The organism is Pedobacter sp. MR22-3 (genome assembly GCF_026240075.1).
Taxonomy (GTDB): Bacteria; Bacteroidota; Bacteroidia; order Sphingobacteriales; family Sphingobacteriaceae; genus Pedobacter.
In genome coordinates this window covers 37066-56031 of sequence record NZ_JAPIVF010000007.1, presented here as the reverse complement: position 1 = coordinate 56031, position 18966 = coordinate 37066, and the positions used below count along the sequence as shown (strand labels likewise).

Annotated in this window: 16 protein-coding genes; 3 read left to right on the top strand and 13 right to left on the bottom strand. The window is 39.4% G+C overall.

What is annotated here, in order from left to right; translation table 11 throughout:
* Nucleotides 1-19: 19 nt before the first annotated feature.
* From OQ267_RS18110 to spt, 3 genes are read right to left on the bottom strand one after another with little or no spacing between them, the layout of a single operon-like run.
* The gene (locus OQ267_RS18110) at nt 20-994 is read right to left on the bottom strand and encodes an NAD-dependent epimerase/dehydratase family protein (protein ID WP_265837325.1); all 975 of its coding nucleotides are present in this window, start codon (nt 992-994) and stop codon (nt 20-22) included.
* Complete coding sequence (locus OQ267_RS18105; protein ID WP_265837323.1) at nt 991-2112, bottom strand: hypothetical protein; 1122 nt, start codon at nt 2110-2112, stop codon at nt 991-993. The genes OQ267_RS18110 and OQ267_RS18105 overlap by 4 nt, the downstream gene beginning before the upstream one ends.
* Nucleotides 2109-3314 carry a serine palmitoyltransferase gene (gene spt / locus OQ267_RS18100; protein ID WP_088301775.1) on the bottom strand — a complete coding sequence of 402 codons (1206 nt, stop codon included), beginning with the start codon at nt 3312-3314 and terminating at the stop codon, nt 2109-2111. Before spt ends, OQ267_RS18105 begins: the two co-directional genes overlap by 4 nt.
* Nucleotides 3315-3851: 537 nt before the next feature.
* Between spt and OQ267_RS18095 the strand changes: the two genes are divergently transcribed.
* Nucleotides 3852-4760 (top strand): AraC family transcriptional regulator, encoded by a 909-nt coding sequence (locus OQ267_RS18095; RefSeq protein ID WP_265817928.1) that lies wholly within the window; start codon nt 3852-3854, stop codon nt 4758-4760.
* Between the two features lie 96 nt (nt 4761-4856).
* A complete protein-coding gene (locus tag OQ267_RS18090) occupies nt 4857-5609 on the top strand; it encodes a hypothetical protein (protein WP_265837322.1) in 753 nt (250 codons plus the stop codon).
* 233 nt (nt 5610-5842) lie between these two features.
* On the opposite strand, the gene OQ267_RS18085 is transcribed toward OQ267_RS18090, so the two are convergent.
* The 7 genes from OQ267_RS18085 to OQ267_RS18055 all read right to left on the bottom strand — a co-directional run bounded on the left by OQ267_RS18085 (nt 5843) and on the right by OQ267_RS18055 (nt 16470).
* On the bottom strand, nt 5843-6514 hold the full coding sequence (locus OQ267_RS18085) for a DUF3823 domain-containing protein (protein WP_265837321.1): 672 nt from the start codon (nt 6512-6514) through the stop codon (nt 5843-5845).
* 9 nt (nt 6515-6523) lie between these two features.
* Nucleotides 6524-8377: a RagB/SusD family nutrient uptake outer membrane protein gene (locus tag OQ267_RS18080; protein WP_265837320.1), complete on the bottom strand. Its 1854-nt coding sequence runs from the start codon at nt 8375-8377 to the stop codon at nt 6524-6526.
* A gap of 9 nt (nt 8378-8386) precedes the next feature.
* The gene (locus tag OQ267_RS18075; RefSeq protein ID WP_265837319.1) at nt 8387-11518 is read right to left on the bottom strand and encodes a SusC/RagA family TonB-linked outer membrane protein; all 3132 of its coding nucleotides are present in this window, start codon (nt 11516-11518) and stop codon (nt 8387-8389) included.
* A 535-nt stretch (nt 11519-12053) separates the two neighbouring features.
* A complete protein-coding gene (locus tag OQ267_RS18070; protein ID WP_088301781.1) occupies nt 12054-12947 on the bottom strand; it encodes a bestrophin family protein in 894 nt (297 codons plus the stop codon).
* 100 nt (nt 12948-13047) lie between these two features.
* Nucleotides 13048-14496 carry a PAS domain-containing sensor histidine kinase gene (locus tag OQ267_RS18065; RefSeq protein ID WP_265837318.1) on the bottom strand — a complete coding sequence of 483 codons (1449 nt, stop codon included), beginning with the start codon at nt 14494-14496 and terminating at the stop codon, nt 13048-13050.
* 56 nt (nt 14497-14552) lie between these two features.
* Nucleotides 14553-14918, bottom strand: coding sequence for a response regulator (locus OQ267_RS18060; RefSeq protein WP_088301836.1), 366 nt, complete (start codon nt 14916-14918; stop codon nt 14553-14555).
* Complete coding sequence (locus tag OQ267_RS18055; protein ID WP_265837317.1) at nt 14911-16470, bottom strand: ATP-binding protein; 1560 nt, start codon at nt 16468-16470, stop codon at nt 14911-14913. The genes OQ267_RS18060 and OQ267_RS18055 overlap by 8 nt, the downstream gene beginning before the upstream one ends.
* 279 nt (nt 16471-16749) lie before the next feature.
* Between OQ267_RS18055 and OQ267_RS18050 the strand changes: the two genes are divergently transcribed.
* Nucleotides 16750-16935, top strand: coding sequence for a CsbD family protein (locus tag OQ267_RS18050; RefSeq protein WP_029286197.1), 186 nt, complete (start codon nt 16750-16752; stop codon nt 16933-16935).
* Nucleotides 16936-17119: 184 nt separating this feature from the next.
* On the opposite strand, the gene OQ267_RS22500 is transcribed toward OQ267_RS18050, so the two are convergent.
* From OQ267_RS22500 to OQ267_RS18035, 3 genes are all read right to left on the bottom strand, one after another.
* Nucleotides 17120-17269, bottom strand: a complete 150-nt coding sequence (locus OQ267_RS22500; protein ID WP_265837583.1) for a DUF2256 domain-containing protein — start codon at nt 17267-17269, stop codon at nt 17120-17122.
* Between the two features lie 559 nt (nt 17270-17828).
* Entirely contained in the window at nt 17829-18323 is a 495-nt protein-coding gene (locus tag OQ267_RS18040; RefSeq protein ID WP_265817922.1) for a hypothetical protein, read from the bottom strand.
* 34 nt (nt 18324-18357) lie between these two features.
* Nucleotides 18358-18954: a hypothetical protein gene (locus OQ267_RS18035; protein ID WP_088301787.1), complete on the bottom strand. Its 597-nt coding sequence runs from the start codon at nt 18952-18954 to the stop codon at nt 18358-18360.
* Nucleotides 18955-18966 lie beyond the last annotated feature (12 nt).

The following is an 18966-nucleotide window of genomic DNA, read 5'->3' as shown; positions in this document are numbered from 1 at the left end:
TTTTATTTAAGCTTTTAATTTATAACCATTTATTTTCCTTGTACCAGGCAATGGTTTCATTCAGCCCGCTTTCGAGCTGGTAATGGGGTACGAAGCCAAGGTCTTTTTGTATCTGATCTATATTACAGGTCCAGTTCAGGGCGGTGATTTCATTAATTTTATCCATGTTGAGTGCAGGCACCTGGTCAAAAAAGCCCAGGGTCTTTTCCAGTGTCCAGGCAAGCCCTTTAATAACCGGCATAGGCACTTTAAGTACAAATGGCCTTTTATTTAAAGCCTTGCGTACGTAAGCGGCAAGCGAAAATTTGCTGTAGACCTGCCCGTCAGAGATGTGGTATGTTTTATCGGTTAACTCAGAAAACAGTGATTTAATCATCACCTTTGCTAAATCAGTGACGTAAATAAAACTCAGTTGCTGTTCCTGTGCACCTGCATGCAGTTCAAAACCTGAATTAATTCCTTTGATGAGGATGAAAATATCTTTTTCACGTGGGCCATATACCGCAGTAGGCCTGAAAACAATTAAGGGCAACCCCAGGATCTGATTCAGGTACGTTTCGGCAAGTGCTTTACTCCTGCCGTAATTGGTTACCGGATTGGCGCGGTTTTGCTGATCATTGGTGATGGGGCCGCGGGCAGCCAGGCTACTTAAAAACACAAATTTTTCAATTTTATGTGTAGATAAGGAGGAAGCTACAGCCAGGTTCCTGGTATATGTGGCGTTGATATGAAAATAGTGTTCCCGGTTTTTTGCCTTGGTTGTGGCGGCTGCATGAATGATATAATCATATTTATATTCATCGATGTTCTGTCTTAACTGGTATATTGATTCAAAATCCAGTTCTACGTAATTGATATCAAATTCTTTAAGATGTGACACTACACTTGATTTCCGAACGTTAATGTAAACTTCCAGATGATCTGCCAGGGCCGCTTCAATTAAATGATAACCTACAAAGCCTGTTGCACCCGTAATCAATACCCGCTTTTTCATATTGTTTTTTCCAGAATCCTGTATTTGCGATACAGCTTTCCGCCAATCGCTTCAATAGGCTTATTAATCAATTCATTATGATCAAGGGTCCAGCTGGCCTCCGCATATTTCATGTTTTTTGCTGAAAAACTTTTAATAATGTGCCCATACAAACAGGCCTCAATGCCCATTTTGCGATAGCCATCCACTACACCCAGTAATAAAATCCTGATGCCATCAATCTTCTTTTTCCCGGTGAGGAGTTTAATTAAACCCGTTGGAAACAAGCGTCCACGTTTAATTTTTCTCAGGATCTGGTTGATGTCAGGAATGGCTAATGCAAATCCTACAATCTGGCCATTTTGCTCGGCCATTACACAGAAATCGGGATCAAGAATTAATTTCAGGTCGTTAGCGGTATAATCAAATTCCTTATCGGTCATGGGTACAAAACCTAAATTCTTATCCCAGGCTTTATTGTATACTTCACGCAAGGCCTCACGCTCGCTGTTGAAGTTTTTCATATTGATTTTACGGATGGTAATGTCATTACGTTTCAGGCGCTCCTCAATCTTATCGATTAAACCAACTGAACGGTCATTGTAATTTCCTGTGGTATAGCGGTATGCCCGTAAATCCACATGTTTGATAAAGCCAACCTCCGCTAAGAGCGTCAGGTAATAAGCGGCATTATAGGGCATCATGGCCACCGGCGGCCCATCAAAACCTTCTATTAGTAAGCCACAGGTTTCATTGGTAGAGAAATTCGTTGGTCCTAAAACTTTGGTTAACCCCTTTTCCGTTAACCATTTTTCAGCAGCACTGACTAATAAAGCCGCTACTTCCTGATCATTAATACAATCAAAAAACCCAAAAAAACCATCCTTGCCACCATAAACTTTATTGTGACTGGTATTATTGATGGCGGCTATCCTACCCACTATCCTGTCATCTTCATAAGCCAGGAACAGCTGAATTTGAGAATGCTCGTAAAAAGGATGTTTACCTAGTGTAAGCAGATCACGTTGTGCGATAAACAGTTCCGGAACATAATTTACATCATTCACATACAGATCATGTGGGAAATCTATAAATGATGCCAGTTGCTTTTTAGTGGAAACTTCGATGACCTTTTTCATAATTTTACACCATCTAATTCAATGTTTACGGCCTTAAATGCAGCTTCGATTTTTTCAACTGCGGTTTCGATCTGTTCGAAACTGTGTGTTGCCATCAGTGAAAACCTGATAAGAGAAGAATCAGAAGGTACTGCAGGAGAAACCACCGGGTTTACGAATACACCGTTTTCCTGCAGGATATTGGTGATCATAAAAGTTTTGGTATTGTCCCTGATATAAATCGGCAGGATTGGACTATTGCTGTGGCCGATATCAAAGCCAGATTCCATCAGTAATTTTTTTGCATAATTGGTATTGTCCCATAGCTTATCAATGCGTTCCGGTTCAGATTCTATGATATCCAGGGCAGCGATCACACTGGCTACTGCAGCTGGTGGCATGCTGGCGCTGAACATCAGCGAGCGCGCACGGTGCTTAATGTATTCAATGGTTTGTGCATCACCTGCGATAAAACCGCCCAATGAGGCCAGTGATTTACTGAAAGTCCCCATAATCAGATCAACACCATCACTCAGATTAAAGTGGGAGGCTGTACCAGACCCGTTAAAACCGATCACGCCTAAACTATGGGCATCATCCATCATCACATTGGCACCAAACTCATCAGCAATTTTCACGAGTTCGGGCAGGTTAACCAGATCGCCCTCCATACTGAAAATACCATCAGAAACGATTAGTTTGGCCGCATCTTCCGGCAGCCTGCTAAGTTTCCTCCGCAAATCATCCATATCATTATGGGCATATTTGATCGTTCTTGAAAAAGAGAGTCTGCTGCCGTCAATAATAGAAGCATGGTCATATTCATCCAGGATAAGGTAATCATTCCGCTCCAGCAGGCAGGAAATCACACCTAAATTCACCTGAAAACCAGTGCTGAACAATACGGCGGCTTCTTTAGATACGTATTCGGCCAGTTTGTTCTCCAGCTGGATATGAATATCAAGCGAGCCGTTAAGAAATCTCGAACCAGCGCATCCGGTTCCATATTTATCAATGGCACGTTTGGCCGCTTCTTTAATTTTAGGATGATTGGTTAAACCTAAATACGAGTTTGAACCAAACATCAATACCTTTTTCCCGTTGATAATGACCTCTGTATCCTGTGCGGATTCTATAGACCTAAAATATGGATATAACCCTTGTTCTTTAATCAGGGTAGCATCTTTAAATGCGTCGATCCTATCTCTTAATTTTTTGCGCATGCTATGTGGTAATGATTGCTTTGTTCACGTATTCTGGAAAACCTTATTCTAATAGATTGTACGAACTGACTGCTGAATTTAATGTTCAACAGAAGACATCATTTCGAAACAATTTGATAACGCAATTTTAATCCAGATTAACACCTGAAAAAAGGTTGAAATGTGGGAATTATTGGTCAAAATGTGGGATGTGCAAAATGTGACATTCAGATGAATTGACTTTTCGACTTACTGACTTTTAATGCAAAAAAGTAAAACAGTTAAAAATGAGTTTATTGCCGATCACAAACAATCAATTCTCTGTTTATCAGTGAATTGATTAAAAATATTATTAATCAAAAGATTGAATTCTAATCAGCGGATAGTCATTTTTTAAATAAATAAATCAAAAAATGAGGTAGAATATTACATTTGCTGAGGTCAAAAAAATCAGATATTCCAGGCAACTTTTAAGAAAATAGTTCAGGCTAAATTATCAAGATAAGATATGTGCTTTTTGAATAACAGGTTAAGGCTATATTAACAACCAACCCCTTCATGCAAAGAACTTCAAATCATAATATCCCTCAAAAAATAGGGTTAATTTACAAGCCAGATGATGGTGAGGGATTGGAAGTTTCCAGAATTGATCAGCTTTCTAAAGGCATTTGTAATAACCAACCTTTCAGAGCCTTGTCCTTTGCGTTTATACTGGTCGTAAAAGGACGTATTCATATTAAAACCAACTTTATAAATGAAACATTAAAAGAGAAGGATGTATTTTTTGTTTTTCCTGATACTGTATATGAAGTGACGGATCATACAGACTTCTCCTTTATCAAGATCACATTTAATAAAGATTACCTGTCTAAATCGGGCATTTTTCTCACTGCAGCGCAGCATTATACCATATTTCAAAGTAAGGCTATTCATAAATTTTCTTTAAAGCGCGAAGAATACCAAGACCTGTATCATGATGTAATCGCGCTGGAAAAGAAGTTAAAAATTGCTGCTGATATGCCCTATAGAAATGACATTATCAGAAATAGTTTTATTGAAATTCTTTACGATTTATTGCTAAACTTTAATAACCGGGAGCATTTTGAGCTGCCAAAAAGAGATAGTAAGTCTGAAATGACAACTAAGTTTCTCAATCTGCTTTCCTTACATTTTAAAAAAGAGAGGCTGGTAATCTTTTATGCGGGTAAATTATTCATCACCCCAAGACATTTGTCGCAGGTGGTCAAATCTGTAACAGGAAAAACTGCGGGAGAACTGATTGATGAGATCGTAATTGGTGAAGCGAAAATCTTGCTGAACAATTATTCACACAACATATCCAGTGTTGCAGAGGCATTGAATTTTGCTAATGCTTCCTTTTTTGGAAAGTATTTTAAGAAAAATACCGGAATATCACCCTCGGTTTACCGAATGGAAAACCGTCTTCCACATCAAAATATATTTTAAAAGCTACAGCATTTTCATACAAAAAGGCCAGTTTCCACTACATATTGACCTTGATGGTGGATCAGTTTTTAAAGAATTTTGATTCAAATTTTTATCATGATCAGTCAGCCCGATATTCACATTCCGTATAATTCTAAAAATCAATTCAAATCTGAAACATTAAGTTTTTCTGGTTTGATCACGATGTTCATAAAATTCATCATTTATGGAATCGCCATAGTTGGTGTCGCACAGTTTCTGATGTGGCAGGTGACGAGGGAACAACAGGGAATGAAATTTTCTGAAGCATCTGCTGTGGAAGCATTACAAAGTATATTGCTCCTCTTTTCCGGTATCATCCTAACCTATGGCATTGTGATTTATAAAAACTGGAGGCCGTTGCTCTTATTAATAGCTGAATTCCTCTTTATTTCGCTGGTGCGCGAACAGGATGCTTACCTGGATCTGCATTATTTTGATGGCGCATGGCAAACCATTGTCATCCTGTCTCTGCCTTTCCCCATTTATTTTGCCATCATCAGGCGTAAAAAACTAATGGATAACCTGAAAGTATACACCTCATTATTTGCTTTCGGCATCATGATATCAGGCGTTTTGACTACCTATATCTTTTCAAGATTGTATGGTAGAAGAATATTCTGGATGGCAGCCATGGAAAACGGCTACATGCGGGATGTAAAAAACATATCTGAAGAATCATTGGAAACATATGGTTATTTACTGATTTTTATAGCAAGCATCGAACTCATCTTTTTGATTAAACGACTGGATGTACGGTCAAAAAATGCGATTAAAGTGGCTTCCAACGCTGATGCCAGCACATTTAAAATTGTTCAGCCTGGATCTTAGTTATCCCTGGACTAAGGACTATTGATTTCAATTATTTTCCTGGCTGTAATCTACCTCATAAAAGATTCTCCGGTATTGATGACAAAATTTATGTCATTTAAAATGTGATCCTAAGTCTGTCGAAGGACTTGTGAAAAATACTCTTAAGGGTATTCCGACAGACTCAGGATCACCAATTTAAGCTGAATTAATCCTGTTGCAGCTTCTTTTTGCTAGCAGGTTATATGTTAGCTTTATTTAAACTCAATTCGTTGCGGAGCAGAAAATAAAGCTTCACCTACCCCATTTGTTTTTACCGCCAGTCTTGCATACATAAAGTTTCTGGATGCAAGTGCCGCCGGGATGTTCACTGTAATTGTACCTGACTGTCCGATTACTATATCTGCGGCCAGTTTTTCTGCACTGGCATCCTGCCGCGTATTATCAACAATCATGGTGGTACCCAGATACAGGTTAACACGTTCCAGTACGCTTGTGGGTGTAACTTGCTGCACTGTAAATGTTGCGCTAACGGTATTGCCTGATTTGTTAAAAGACACATTACCAAAAGTAAAATGAGGCACAACCGGAACATCAACCTGGGTATTTCCACTTACTTTAACCGCAATTGAATCAGGATTATCCAACCACGGCCCATTTCCGCGCAAGCGTACCAGCTTATAATCACCATCAAACAATGTCGCAGAAAACGTTCCATCCTGCGCTACAAAAACCGGAATTTTAGTAAAAAGTGAATAGCCATGCTGCCAGAGCTCAAGCTGAACACCATCAGAACGAACGCCGACAGTTTGATTCTGGTAAAGGATACGACCTGTTAGTCTGGATGTTGGCGCATCATAGTTATCCTTTTTGCAGGAGAAAAATGCCATCAGGCAGAATAATACGATATAACTTATCTTTTTCATGGTAGTTGATTAATGAAATGGATTACGAATAATTTTAGGGTTATTATTAAGTACAGCTTGTTCAATGGATGAATAGTAATTTCCAATCTGATAAAAGCGTGGTGCTTTAAAGCGTGGTGCAACCTGCTTAATAAAAATGTATTTATCATGGCGGGCAGCATCACCCGGACGTACTACCCGGTACGGGTACAAAGCATAAAGCATGGCATCAGGACTATTTGTACTGCCATTCCATACCTGATCTGCAATTCGCCAGCGGGCAAGATCCCAAACACGGTGGTCTTCAAAGGCCAATTCTACCCTGCGCTCATTGCGAATGCGATCGATGGTTAGCGTGCTTAAACTGTTAGCGCCAAATCCAGCTCTTTCACGCAAGGTATTCATATAGCTTAAAGCGCTTGCCGTTTGGCCAAGTTCAAAAGCAGCTTCAGCGGCATTCAGGTATACCTCCCCTAACCTGAACCTGATCCAGGCAATATCCGTACCCCTCGTACGGGTACTGGCTAATGGCGTATTGTCTATAAATTTACGCAGGTAAAAGCCTGTATTCGATAAGTCAAGCGCAGAACGTTGAGGTCCATCCAGGCCGGTAAGGAGTTTCCCATCCGTATACCTGGCACCTAAATCTCCTTCAATAATCTGATAGCTAGTTCCATTCCACAATGCCACTCCGGCCTGGATGTTCACCGGCGTATTGCGGAAACTTGTTCCGGGATAAATGATGGTTCCGTATAAGCGGGCATCTTTATTCGCGAAAATATCCTGGGTATTGGTATAATAAACATAATCGCTATTATCTGCGTTCCGGGTTTTCAGGTTTCCGGCAGTACCATCCAGGTACTCGTACTTCTCTACCAGATTTAAAGTTGGTGCAATTGCAGATGAAGCCAGGTTATCTTCCCTTAATGAGCGGGCAATGTTATCATAACTGAAACCATGTTTAAATCCTTTAGACTGTAAAAAATCCTGGATTAAAATCAGTTCCGGATTACCGGTTTTCTTGGTAAGTGCTTCATAAAAATTCTCACCTAAATTTGCCGCATTCGATTTGTACAAGGAATACGGCCCTGCTATTACCTGCTTTGCAGCATCGAGTGCTTTATTGTAAAAATCAGCAGCGCGTTGTGCCGGAATCCCCACCTCACCGCCTGGCAGCGTAATCGGACTGGCCATCAGATTATTGTATTTGGCCAGGGAACCTGCATATAACATCGCTCTGCATTTCAAGGCCAATACGGCATATTTATTTGCGCGAGAGGTGCTGCCATTATTTTCAATATGATTTACAATGGCATCAAGTTCAGTAGCGATAAAATCATATACATCTACTTCTTTACTTCGTGGCAACTGCAAATTGGTGGCATCTCCACTATAATCATAAACCAGAGGGGTAGTGACCAAGGGTACACCGCCCATTCTTTTTACCATCTCAAAATAATCATACGCACGAAGGAAGCGAAATTCGGCATTAAACTGGGCTTTCTGCTGGGCTGTTAATTTGGTGCTTTTTTGTACGCCTTCAATGCCGAGGTTTACATCCCTGATAAAGCCATAATCCCAAAGTCTCCATCTGTCTACCGGATATGAAATGATATTATTCCGGTATTCATCCCCGGCATTTCCGCTTCCAGACCATACTGCATCATCATATGCCGTATGTTCGGTCCAGCGATTGGTTAAGGAAGCATCGGTTGGAATGCGATTATACAAATTGGCTAACACGCCTTCAATCAATTTTGGGTCACCATAAACCTGATCTTCAACCACTATACTCTGTGGTTCACGTTCCAGGAAATCTTTCTTGCAGGCGTTAAATGTGATGGTACAAATGATTAAGCCGATATAAATGTTAATATTTTTCATTGCAAAATTTTAAAGTGTTAGGTTAAAACCGAAATTAAACAAGCGTTGCTGAGGGTATATGACTCCGTTAGTTGAAGAAATCTCCGGGTCAATTTCAAATTCCTTCAAATTGTCTAAAGAGAAGATGTTGGTTCCATTCGCATAAACAAATACATTTTTAAACCCAATGCTTTCTATCCATTTTTTGGGTAGCGAATAGCCTACTAATAAGTTTTTTAAACGGAGATACCGAACATTGGTGATCCAGAAATCATTGCGGTAGGCAAAGTTTGATAAGCCTGGGTTATCTTTTCTTAAGGCGGGATAAGTACCTGAAATCCATTCACTGTTAGGATTAAATGGATCGGCACGGTGCCAGCGGTCATTCAACAGATAGGCTGGTGAATTTCCATTGTTCTGAAACGGAATCTGCAATTCATATTCGCGCTGAAAAGTCTGCATGCTGGCACCTGCAAAATCAAACTGCAGGGTAATCCCTTTCCAGGTTACACTTCCGTTAATACCTACATTTAAATAGGGCAAACCACCTTGTGCATAGCCAATCGGGCGCTGATCCATATAATTGATAATACCATCGCCGTTGGTATCTTCAAATTTAAGGTCACCAGGCAATAAAGTGCGGTTTCCCTGTCCGTCGTTATTGATCGCATAATTATCAATCTCATCCTGCGAATGGAAACGACCAAGTACATGATAACCAAAATTAACGTCAGCCCATCGGTCAACACCACTGTTCCGGTATTCATCCCAGGAATTTCCGAACCGTGGTTTATAATAATCGAGGGTGCGCAAGCGTGAAAGTGTGGCATTTACACCGATAGAATATTCTACTTCCCTGATTTTACTGCGGTACGTCAGGATACCTTCCATCCCACGGTTAGCGTCTGAATTCAGGTTATCGTTTGGCAAAGCATAACCTACCTCGCTAGGCAGTAAAATATCATATCGCGGAGCCGGAAGTCCGGTTCTCTTACGTTCAAAAAAATCAAATGAACCTGTTAATTTATTATTGAATAAAGCAAAATCGATCCCGATATTTTTAGATATACTGGTGATCCAGGATAAATTTGTAATGGGCAATCCCCTTGGTGAAACACCGGTTACCAGTGAACCGTTAAACACGGCTCCACCATTGGCATAATCATAACCCTGCAAATAGCTGAATGGTGCAATCAACGGATCATCAGTATTGCCGTAAGGTTGACGGTCTGTACCGGTCTGACCATAAGAAACCCGAAGTTTAAGGTTATCTACAAATTTGATTCGGTTGAAAAATTTTTCCTTTGAAATGATCCAGCCTGCAGATACGCCGGGGAAAAATCCAAATCTGCTGTCTTTTCTGAATAGAAATGATCCGTCATACCGGCCCAGCGCCTCCAATAAATACTTTTGTTTATAGTTATAATTGATACGGGCGATATAACCTGCCCTGGCCGAAACGCCATAAGTATTTCCTAAAGCAGTCTGATCTGCAAAATACATCAAAGGCACCGTATTATTAGGTGGATTACTGATCAGTTCTATGTAATCATCGGTAGAATCGTAGCGCTCATAGGCGGCGACCACATCAAATGAATGTTCACCGAACGATTTTGCGTAGTTTAACTGAAACTGACCGAAATTTTCTTCGATTTCTCTACGCTCTTTTCTCCTGAATGGATTTTGATTGCCACCATTAATATTATAGGTGTTTGTAGCCGGATCATAAGTGTAGGCATTATAAGTATACTCAAAGTTCTCTCCAACATTCGTAGTATAGTTGTAAGAATATGTGGCTTTGGCTATCAAACCAAACGGAAAACTATACTGCGCATAAAAGTTGGATTTCAAAGCCCTCCAGTCGCTATCAGCATAGCCAGAAACATCTTCTGCATAAGTTGCCGGGTTTACATTGATATTGTGTGTGGCATTAATGTAATTCGGGTTATCATTTGCATAAGGCCGCTCCGTAGGCCAATTGGTATACAGGCTGAGTAATGGATTAAAATAATCATCATAACCCGGTACACCGGTTTGGTGGCGGCGTTCCAGTCTCGCAGCCAATTGCGTTCCTATCTTCAATCCCTTGGCTAAACCGGCGTCTAAATTGGCCTGGACATTGGTACGGTTAAAACTAAAATCTTTGATAACAGCCTCCTGATTAAGGTGCGTGGCAGATATAAAAAAGTTAGTATTGTTTGATCCGCCTGATGCATTGGCAGAAAGGTATCGCTGTGGAACATTCGGCCGGATAATAAAGTCATAATAGTCAAAACTTTGAAAGCCAGGTTCAGTTCCTGCCTGCCATTTATTAAGCAATTCGCGCGTCCAGATAGACGTCCTGTTCAGGTTTTGATCAGACTCTGCCAGGGCCCGTACGTAATCGCCTGCATTGGCTGGCTTTGGCATTCGGGTGAAATTCTGAAGTCCGTAATATGAAGATACGCTAATGGTAGTGGGTTGATTTGATCTTCCTTTTTTAGTAGTAACCAATACCACGCCGTTCGCAGCACGAAGGCCGTAAATAGCTGCTGATGCATCTTTTAGGATTGAAATACTTTCAATATCATTTTGACCGAGATTATTAAACTGTCCGGCATCTGACGGTACGCCGTCAATTACATAAAGCGGCGAACCCAGGTTCCTGATCTGTAAATTAGTGGTACCACCAGGTCTGGCATCGGTTTGACGGGTATTTACCCCTTGAATTTTACCAACCAATGCACCAGAGGTAGTTATCGCAGGTGTGCGCATCAGGGCATCAGATTTAATATCACTTACTGCACCGGTAATTGTTGCTCTTTTTTGAGCACCGTAGCCCACTACAACCACCTGATCCAATGTATTATCCTGGGCAGCTAAAGAAACATTAATAGTGGTACGCTGGTTCACCACAATTTGTTGTGTAACATAACTTAAATAAGAAAAAACAAGTGTTGATTGAGCATTTGGTACCGTAATTTTATAATTACCTGTTGCATCTGTTTTGACAACAGTAGTTGTACCTTTCAAAAGCACATTCACATCAGGCATTCCCAAGCCCTTTTCATCTAAAACTTTTCCTTTTACAGCAATCTGTGCGAACGCAACAAATGAAATAAAAGTCATTACAACGGTTAAAATCAATTTAAAAAACGTCCTTTCGTAAATAAAGACTTTCATAAAGTAGTTGTTTGGTTTATATAAATTAATGATTAGAATTTCTATTCTGAAGGGATCTTAATGGCGATTTCGGCCTGAAATTCAAGACATTGCATCCTCAACAAGGTTTAAGTTGAATTAGGCAATCCTTTTCTGTTCCGGCTGATGCTGGCTTAATGGTAGTTGAGCATTACGATATGGAGGGATTTATCCGGTATGGCTGGAAAGAAAAAAGAATTATTTTTTCCGGATTGTATTCGGATTGGAATTGGCCATCATTTGAAGCCGGTGATTGCATAACAATCTGTAAGAATGCTAATTTCATATTAATATATTTGGTTAACCTAAATTGAAATTGCGCAACAGGTAGTTAACCTGACGGTGATGCAATTATTCAGACAGACCAAATATACTTATTTATTTTACAAACGTAGTCATAACGTTTGTAAAATAACGGTACTCGATTTTCTTCATGGAAACAGGCTGATTTTATGGTGATGAATCCTTAGTATATTATAGGATATGCATGCCATATCCTGATCATCGGCAATTTCCACTACATGGCGTAATAACCATGTGGTGCTAACGGCTCAGGAACATGATCTTCTTCCAGCAATTGCTTGATATTGATCTCTATGGTGGTGGCAATTGTGGTAACAGCGGTATCTGTGGGTTTATTGTTAAATGGTTCCTGAAGATGGGTTGCAGACTTTTCCAGCAGAAAAAACGCCGATGATATCACCAATAATAAAGGAATTTCGAAAAAACTGTCTATATTATTTAAGGCTATAGAAAGCGTAACCACGAAGATATAGATGAAAAAATGTAGAAATAAGCGATATGTTTTTGGGAAAACGGTTGTTTTTATCCGCTCAGCCATTCCCATCGAATTAGAAAAATTAACCAATGTATTGTTAATCTGTATATGACTAAACAATTCAAGATTACCGCTTTCTCTCAAAGCTGCTATTTGTAGTGTGTTTAACTGCAATAAAGCAAGCGGTTTATTATTATGCTGCTTAATGGAATCAATGTCTTTCTGGCTGATATAGCGATCCAGATTTTCAAGCGCATCGTTGCCTCTTAAACTTTGCCCTAAACTAAAACACCAGGCAATATGCCTGTATGCCAGTTCTTTTATTTCGTTACTTTTTGATTTGGATATAAACGACTGGAGCTGCAATACAAAGCTGCGGCTATCGTTCACAATGCTGCCCCATACTTTTCTGGCTTCCCACCACCTGTCGTATGACTGGTTAATTTTGAAAGAAAGGATTACTGAAATCGCCGTACCTATAAATGTTGGTATAGCAATGGGCATCTGGGGAATCAGGTATTTAAATTCAGCAGTGAGATAGTTCACCAGCAGGCCAATAATCAGGACATAAAGCACTTCGAGTTTTATTTTTCTTAAAATATAGGCAGCAGGAATCGTTTTATTCAGAAGCATATTTTTCTATCAATATTATTTTAAAATTTAAAACTAAGCTAAACAACGTATAAAGCCATATGAATGTTTTCAGGACTTTCTGTTATACACATGATCCCTTTTATGGTATAACGGTTTTGGGGAGAACAAACCAAAACTCACTTCCAGCACCGTTATTGTTTGAAACGCCTATTTCACCACCGTGTTTTTTAATAATTTGTGCTGAAATATAAAGGCCTAAACCCAGACCTGAATATTGGCTTCCTTTTGCGTCTACCCGATAATACCGGTCAAAGAGATGTGCTGCTTTTTCCTGATCAATCCCCGGTCCGGAATCAATAACTGAAATTCTTACCGCATCTTCTTGATCTATAGCCCTGATCCGGATAATTTTCTCGTTGGGTGCATATTTGATCGCGTTGTTAACGAAATTAATAATTACCTGCTGAATCCTGTCGGAGTCTCCGTAAATAGCTGTTTCAAGATCTCCTTCAACCATAATCTGATAAATGCCTTCACGATTGATGTGCGCACAACATTCGTTAACTGCCTCCACAATATTAAAAATCTGCTTATTTAAGTGTAGCTGACCTTCGTTCATTTTGCTGGCATTTAGCAGATCTTCAATCAGAATCGTTACTTTCCTGAGGCTTTTATTGGCTTGCTCGATCAGGGCTGATAATTTTGAATCACCGTCAGGCTTGTTGCGATCAAGTAATTGCAGTGTTCCACTCAGAATGGTAATGGGTGTGCGAAGTTCATGACTGGCAATGCTGATAAAATCATCTTTATACTGATCTGCCTGTTTTTCCCTGCTGATATCCTGAACGGTTCCTAAAAGTCTTTTAGTATGATTTTCATCAGGCTCTATCCGTCCCTGCAACCGAATCCACTTCATCCGTGATGATGCCGTGTTCACCTGGCCAACAAAATCAATGGCATTTTCATCAGGCATTTGTCTAAATAAATTGCTCAACTCAAGTGCTGATTCTTCCATAAAGCAGTTGATCAGCATGACCATATCCAGAATAGGTACACTTGGGTGAATACCAAAAATTTCATTAAAACCTTCAGAATGCACCAGCTGACCATCTTCCATATTTAATTCAAGAACAGCCATCCGGGAGTACTGCAGGGACATATTCAGGCGCTTTTCACTTTGCTGATAACTTTTCATGAAAGTATAATCATCCAGAATAGAATAGGCATATTTTTTATTTCCCTGATGATATTGGATGGTGGTGACATGCACCCAAACCAGATCGCCGTTCTTTTTTTTCAGGCAGGCGTCCAGTTTAAAAAAGGGCTTACCGTGCGACCACATTTCATGCTGCAGGTTTTCCCATGACTGGATATAAGGCTTATACGCAAATTCAAGAATTTTTTTACCACAAATCTCTTCCCTGGTGTAGCCCATCAGTTCGGTCAGGGCATCATTTACTTCTACAATCACCAGATTTTCATCAATGATTTTTGTAGCCGCTGAAGTTAGCAAAAAGATATTCCTGAACCTTTCCTCGTTCTCCAAATATTTAGCCTGGTCATTTTCTTCTGGCGTAGCCCCTTCCATTTCTTTTCCTATTTATACTTCTGAATAGATTTTTCAGGTAGATATTTACCTCATTATTAATTAATCAGACGGTTTACCATCGTCATCAATTCTTCAAAATCAAAGGGTTTGGAAATATAACCTGTTGCACCAGCATTGGCAGCAATCTGCTTTCCTTCTCTGCTGGCTGATATAATAATAACCGGAATCTCTTCAGTTTTCGGATTTTTGCGCAGCATCTTAAGTACCTGATCACCAGACAAAACCGGCATCCATAAATCCAGCACGACCAAATCCGGCGATTGTTTTTCAATAATTCCTTTTATATTTAAGCTATTTTGTTCGGCAATTATCGTGTATGGTGAATCTTCAAATACCATTTCCAGCATATCCAGGATTCCTTCATCATCGTCACAAATTAAAATTGTTTTATTCTCACTCATTTCCATGCTCATTTGTTGTATTAATTGGTAAAGTAAAACTAAAGGTAGATCCCTTACCCTTCTCACTTTCAACCCAAAGTGTACCATTATGGTTTTTGATAATCTGCTCGCAGATATAAAGTCCGATACCCATACCCGGAAAACGTTGCTGAATATCGCCAGCCCTGAAAAAGCGCTCAAAAATTCTCTTCTGGTCTTCCGGACTGATGCCCATCCCTTTATCGGTTACGGATACTTTAACAAATTCACTCACTTTTGAAATGTGGACATGCACTTTTTCAGCATCAGGTGCATACTTGATGGCATTTGATAAAAGATTATTCAGTACTTGTACAATATGGGATTCGTCTGCAGAAACTGTAATGCCGGAAGTTCCTGTAATTTGAATTTCGTGGTTACTAGCTGCTGACTGTATCGCTTCTACCGCTTCTTTCACCATCTTATCAAATTGGAAAGGCTGCTTATGCAATTCGATATTCCCCGTCTGGATCCTGGAAACGTCCAGCAATTCCGCAATAAGATTATTCAGGCGATCCAGGTATTGTGAGGTTTTGGCCAGCATATTCCGGAACCTTTCTCCGGCACCTTCCGGCATTAGCCTTTCCATGGCCTGAACATATCCTTTAATGGTTGTTAACGGGGTTTTCAGTTCATGACTTGCAATTGACAGGAAATCATCTTTACGTCGTTCAATTTCTCTTTTCTCTGTGATGTCCTCTATCGCCAATAAAATCTGATCCTTAAATTGCCCTTCCAGTTCAATCCGGTAAGCATTGAGCAACATCAGCTTGCGGCCAATGTGTGGAAAATCATGCTCAACTTCAAAATCCTCTACTGGATTATTAGTCGGAAGGATATCAATAAGCAATTCCTTCAATTTAGGAATATCCCATTGGTGATTACCCAGTTTATATAAATTGGTACCTACAGTTTCTTCTTTAGTAACTTTGAAGGTTTTAATAAAGTAATCGTTGGCGCTTACCACATTAAATTCAGGATCTAAAACCAGCAGGCTTTCGCGAACCGTTTGGATAATGCTGGAGAGGAAAAGTTCACTTTCACGCAGGCTGCGCGTACGTTCGGCGATCTGTCTTTCCATCGATTCCTGTTGCTGCCTTAAATCCTGTTCAGCCTTTTTCCTTAAGGAAACATCGTTCTGAACACCAATATAATGGGTAACATTTCCATCATGATCCACCACCGGCGAGATAAAAAGCTCATTCCAAAAAAGATCTCCGTTTTTTCTGTAATTGCGAATTTCTACTGTACAGCTTTTACCTTTGGAAACGGCTTCACGAATTAATGCCCTTTCTTGTTGTGAACGATCTTCCCGTTGTAAAAACCTGCAGTTATGTCCAATAATTTCAGCGCGTGTGTAACCGCTTATTTTTTCGAAGGCAAGGTTGCAATAGATAATCGGGTTGTCTGGTTCTAAATTATTGGTAATGATAATCCCGGATATGGAGGCATCCATTGCCCGTATCAGCAACTCAAAATCCTGTCGAATGTCGTTATTGGAGAAGGAATATTCTCCATTTTTATATATGTTCATGATTCTCTTCGTCTATGCTATCAATTAAGGATAGATGGTTTGTATTATGGATACCAACTTATCCCCATTGCCACATTAATTGTAAGTATTTTCAAATCGGAAAACCGCAGACAATTAGATACATTAACTAAAAAATTAATATTTAGTTTTTTAAATAGCGCAAAAAAACAGCTTGAAAAGTAAAATCAGGAAATAGAGAAAACAGGAATATGAATTGAAATGCTATCGAAAACATTAGCTGAATTAGCTTGTTTAAGAGATAAAATAAACTCAATTGATATGGACAAGTTAGAATTAAAAGGAGCCTGGAATGAGCTCAAAGGAAAAGTCAAACAGGCATATGGTGATCTTACAGATGATGATTTGAAACATGAGGAGGGTAAAGATGAAGAACTTTATGGAAGATTACAACAAAAAACAGGTAAAACCCGTGATGAGGTGGTAACCTGGTTAAAATCACTATAACATATATAGAAAGCGCTGCAAATGATGCAGCGCTTTTTTATTGGTCAATGCGCTGCTTGCCAAAAGGGATATGTTGTCACAAGTCCTTCCACAGGATCCGAATGACATCGCTGATTTCTGAAACTACTTCTTTTTATCTTCTTTCTTATTTCGGACCATGCTTCACCGTAACCAAAATTCGGTTTTACTTTAAATAGCGTTTCGCCTGCCCGCATTTTTTACTGCAATAAATCACCGTATTCCAGTTTCTTTCCCATTTTTTCCGCCAGGAAAAAGACCGCTGGCAAACCGGACAAACTTTTTCAGGTAAATTTTCTTTTTTAATACCTTTCAATTTCAAAATTAGGTATAGTTAATGGATGAGATACAGATCAATTCTTATATTTAAGCCTTATGCGACCATAAAAATTAATGGTTAAGGTATTTGTATAAATCAGTAATTTGACCGCTTATCATTAAAACGAACAAACCCTGCATCTTTGCAAGGTTTGTTCTATCATAGCGCTATCCATCCAGATAGCTGTTTTATTTGATGAATGGCTCTAATCCATTCATCACGTTATTCATATAAATCGTCCCGTTGATTTAATTCTAACAGCATCATAATGTACAATTTTGATGCCCAACATCTGATTTATTCCAGAAAGGGTATATTTACCTTTGAGATTCGTAAATCAATTCTGCTTAACTATGTATCATTAGAAATACTTATTGAATGGATAAAAAAAAGCTTTTCATTATTGAATCTGCTAAATTAATATTCATTGACCAGCATACATATTGCTGTATTCAGCCCCTATGATAATTCAATAGCACATTAAAATCGACATTGTGAGTAACCTTTTAAAAGAAAATATTTAATTGGAAGGGTTAGTTTTCACTCCGTGATGCAGCTAATGCATACATCCCCGCCAGATATAGGTACATTTTGCATAGGCATCAGGGTATTTTTTCCTTATAACTGACAGTTTATTTTTCATATCCATTGACTTTACATCTGTAATGGCTGCAACAACAATATAAAAGCCTTTTGCAAATCCTTTGTATGCATTGGAATACTCCACAGAGATATAATCATCGTTAATGGCAGCACCATCGCCACGTGCAGGATAACATGGATAACCATTTTCGTCGCCACCAGCATCTTCCATACAATCACCTTTACTCATAGATAAGCCTATTTTATGATTGGGCATTAAACCTCTTAAATCTAATTTCTTATGTAAAGCAGCAGAAGCCTTTTTAGCGGTTGACAGGGCCAGTTTATAATCCCTCGTACTATTTAGAATTATAATATCTTTCGGCACTTCCACATTGAATTCATCCTGGGCAAAAGTGATATGTGTGGCTAATACCAATACAGCGCAGCCCATTATTTTTCCGAGCATACTTTAGCTGGTTGAATTTTTATTAAAGGTTAGGTTAATCCTCATGTTTATAAATATCGAACTTTTGAAAAGGAATTTTACCGAAATTCTTAACTGTTCTAACTTCTGTTTTTACTTCTTCCGGAGCCGTGGCATGGAAACGGTCGCCCCCATCCTTAAATAGAAACCAATTTTTCTCAGCAGGTGAATACTTGAAAGTGACAATTCTGGTCCAGCGTTGACCGCTCCCGCCATAATGTTCCACAGAAAAATAGCCATTTTTAATACTGATTCCTGTAAATGGATCGCCCATCATCCCACCACAATCTACACAATACACACTGTTATCACTTCTGGCTGCGAGTGTATAAGATTTATCGGCCTGCCCCAGTAAAATCAGCAGCGGTCTTTTCTCAGGATGGTCATTAACATCAGAAGTTTTCTCTTCACCTTTCTTTTTTAGCACCAGAATGACGTCAGCATAGGCATCGCGGTTTAAATCGCCTTTTTCGAAAGCCAGCACCTCATAACCTTTCGGGATATTTTTTCTTAAAATGACAGGTACCTGTACCTCATCCTGCTGCTGAATGTGGTGGATTGAATTTGTCGTTAATAACTGAAAGAATGTAGCAACGAATAATGTAATCTTCATAAATAAATTAAA

Bases quoted from the DNA above. Each gene is read 5' to 3' on its own strand.
- OQ267_RS18055 (WP_265837317.1), bottom strand. From the start codon at position 16,470: ATGAACATATATAAAAATGGAGAATATTCCTTCTCCAATAACGACATT.
- OQ267_RS18035 (WP_088301787.1), bottom strand. From the start codon at position 18,954: ATGAAGATTACATTATTCGTTGCTACATTCTTTCAGTTATTAACGACA.
- OQ267_RS18085 (WP_265837321.1), bottom strand. From the start codon at position 6,514: ATGAAAAAGATAAGTTATATCGTATTATTCTGCCTGATGGCATTTTTC.
- OQ267_RS18095 (WP_265817928.1), top strand. From the start codon at position 3,852: ATGCAAAGAACTTCAAATCATAATATCCCTCAAAAAATAGGGTTAATT.
- OQ267_RS18105 (WP_265837323.1), bottom strand. From the start codon at position 2,112: ATGAAAAAGGTCATCGAAGTTTCCACTAAAAAGCAACTGGCATCATTT.
- OQ267_RS18065 (WP_265837318.1), bottom strand. From the start codon at position 14,496: ATGGAAGGGGCTACGCCAGAAGAAAATGACCAGGCTAAATATTTGGAG.
- OQ267_RS18110 (WP_265837325.1), bottom strand. From the start codon at position 994: ATGAAAAAGCGGGTATTGATTACGGGTGCAACAGGCTTTGTAGGTTAT.
- OQ267_RS18080 (WP_265837320.1), bottom strand. From the start codon at position 8,377: ATGAAAAATATTAACATTTATATCGGCTTAATCATTTGTACCATCACA.
- OQ267_RS18040 (WP_265817922.1), bottom strand. From the start codon at position 18,323: ATGCTCGGAAAAATAATGGGCTGCGCTGTATTGGTATTAGCCACACAT.
- spt (WP_088301775.1), bottom strand. From the start codon at position 3,314: ATGCGCAAAAAATTAAGAGATAGGATCGACGCATTTAAAGATGCTACC.
- OQ267_RS18050 (WP_029286197.1), top strand. From the start codon at position 16,750: ATGGACAAGTTAGAATTAAAAGGAGCCTGGAATGAGCTCAAAGGAAAA.
- OQ267_RS18090 (WP_265837322.1), top strand. From the start codon at position 4,857: ATGATCAGTCAGCCCGATATTCACATTCCGTATAATTCTAAAAATCAA.
- OQ267_RS18060 (WP_088301836.1), bottom strand. From the start codon at position 14,918: ATGAGTGAGAATAAAACAATTTTAATTTGTGACGATGATGAAGGAATC.
- OQ267_RS18075 (WP_265837319.1), bottom strand. From the start codon at position 11,518: ATGAAAGTCTTTATTTACGAAAGGACGTTTTTTAAATTGATTTTAACC.
- OQ267_RS18070 (WP_088301781.1), bottom strand. From the start codon at position 12,947: ATGCTTCTGAATAAAACGATTCCTGCTGCCTATATTTTAAGAAAAATA.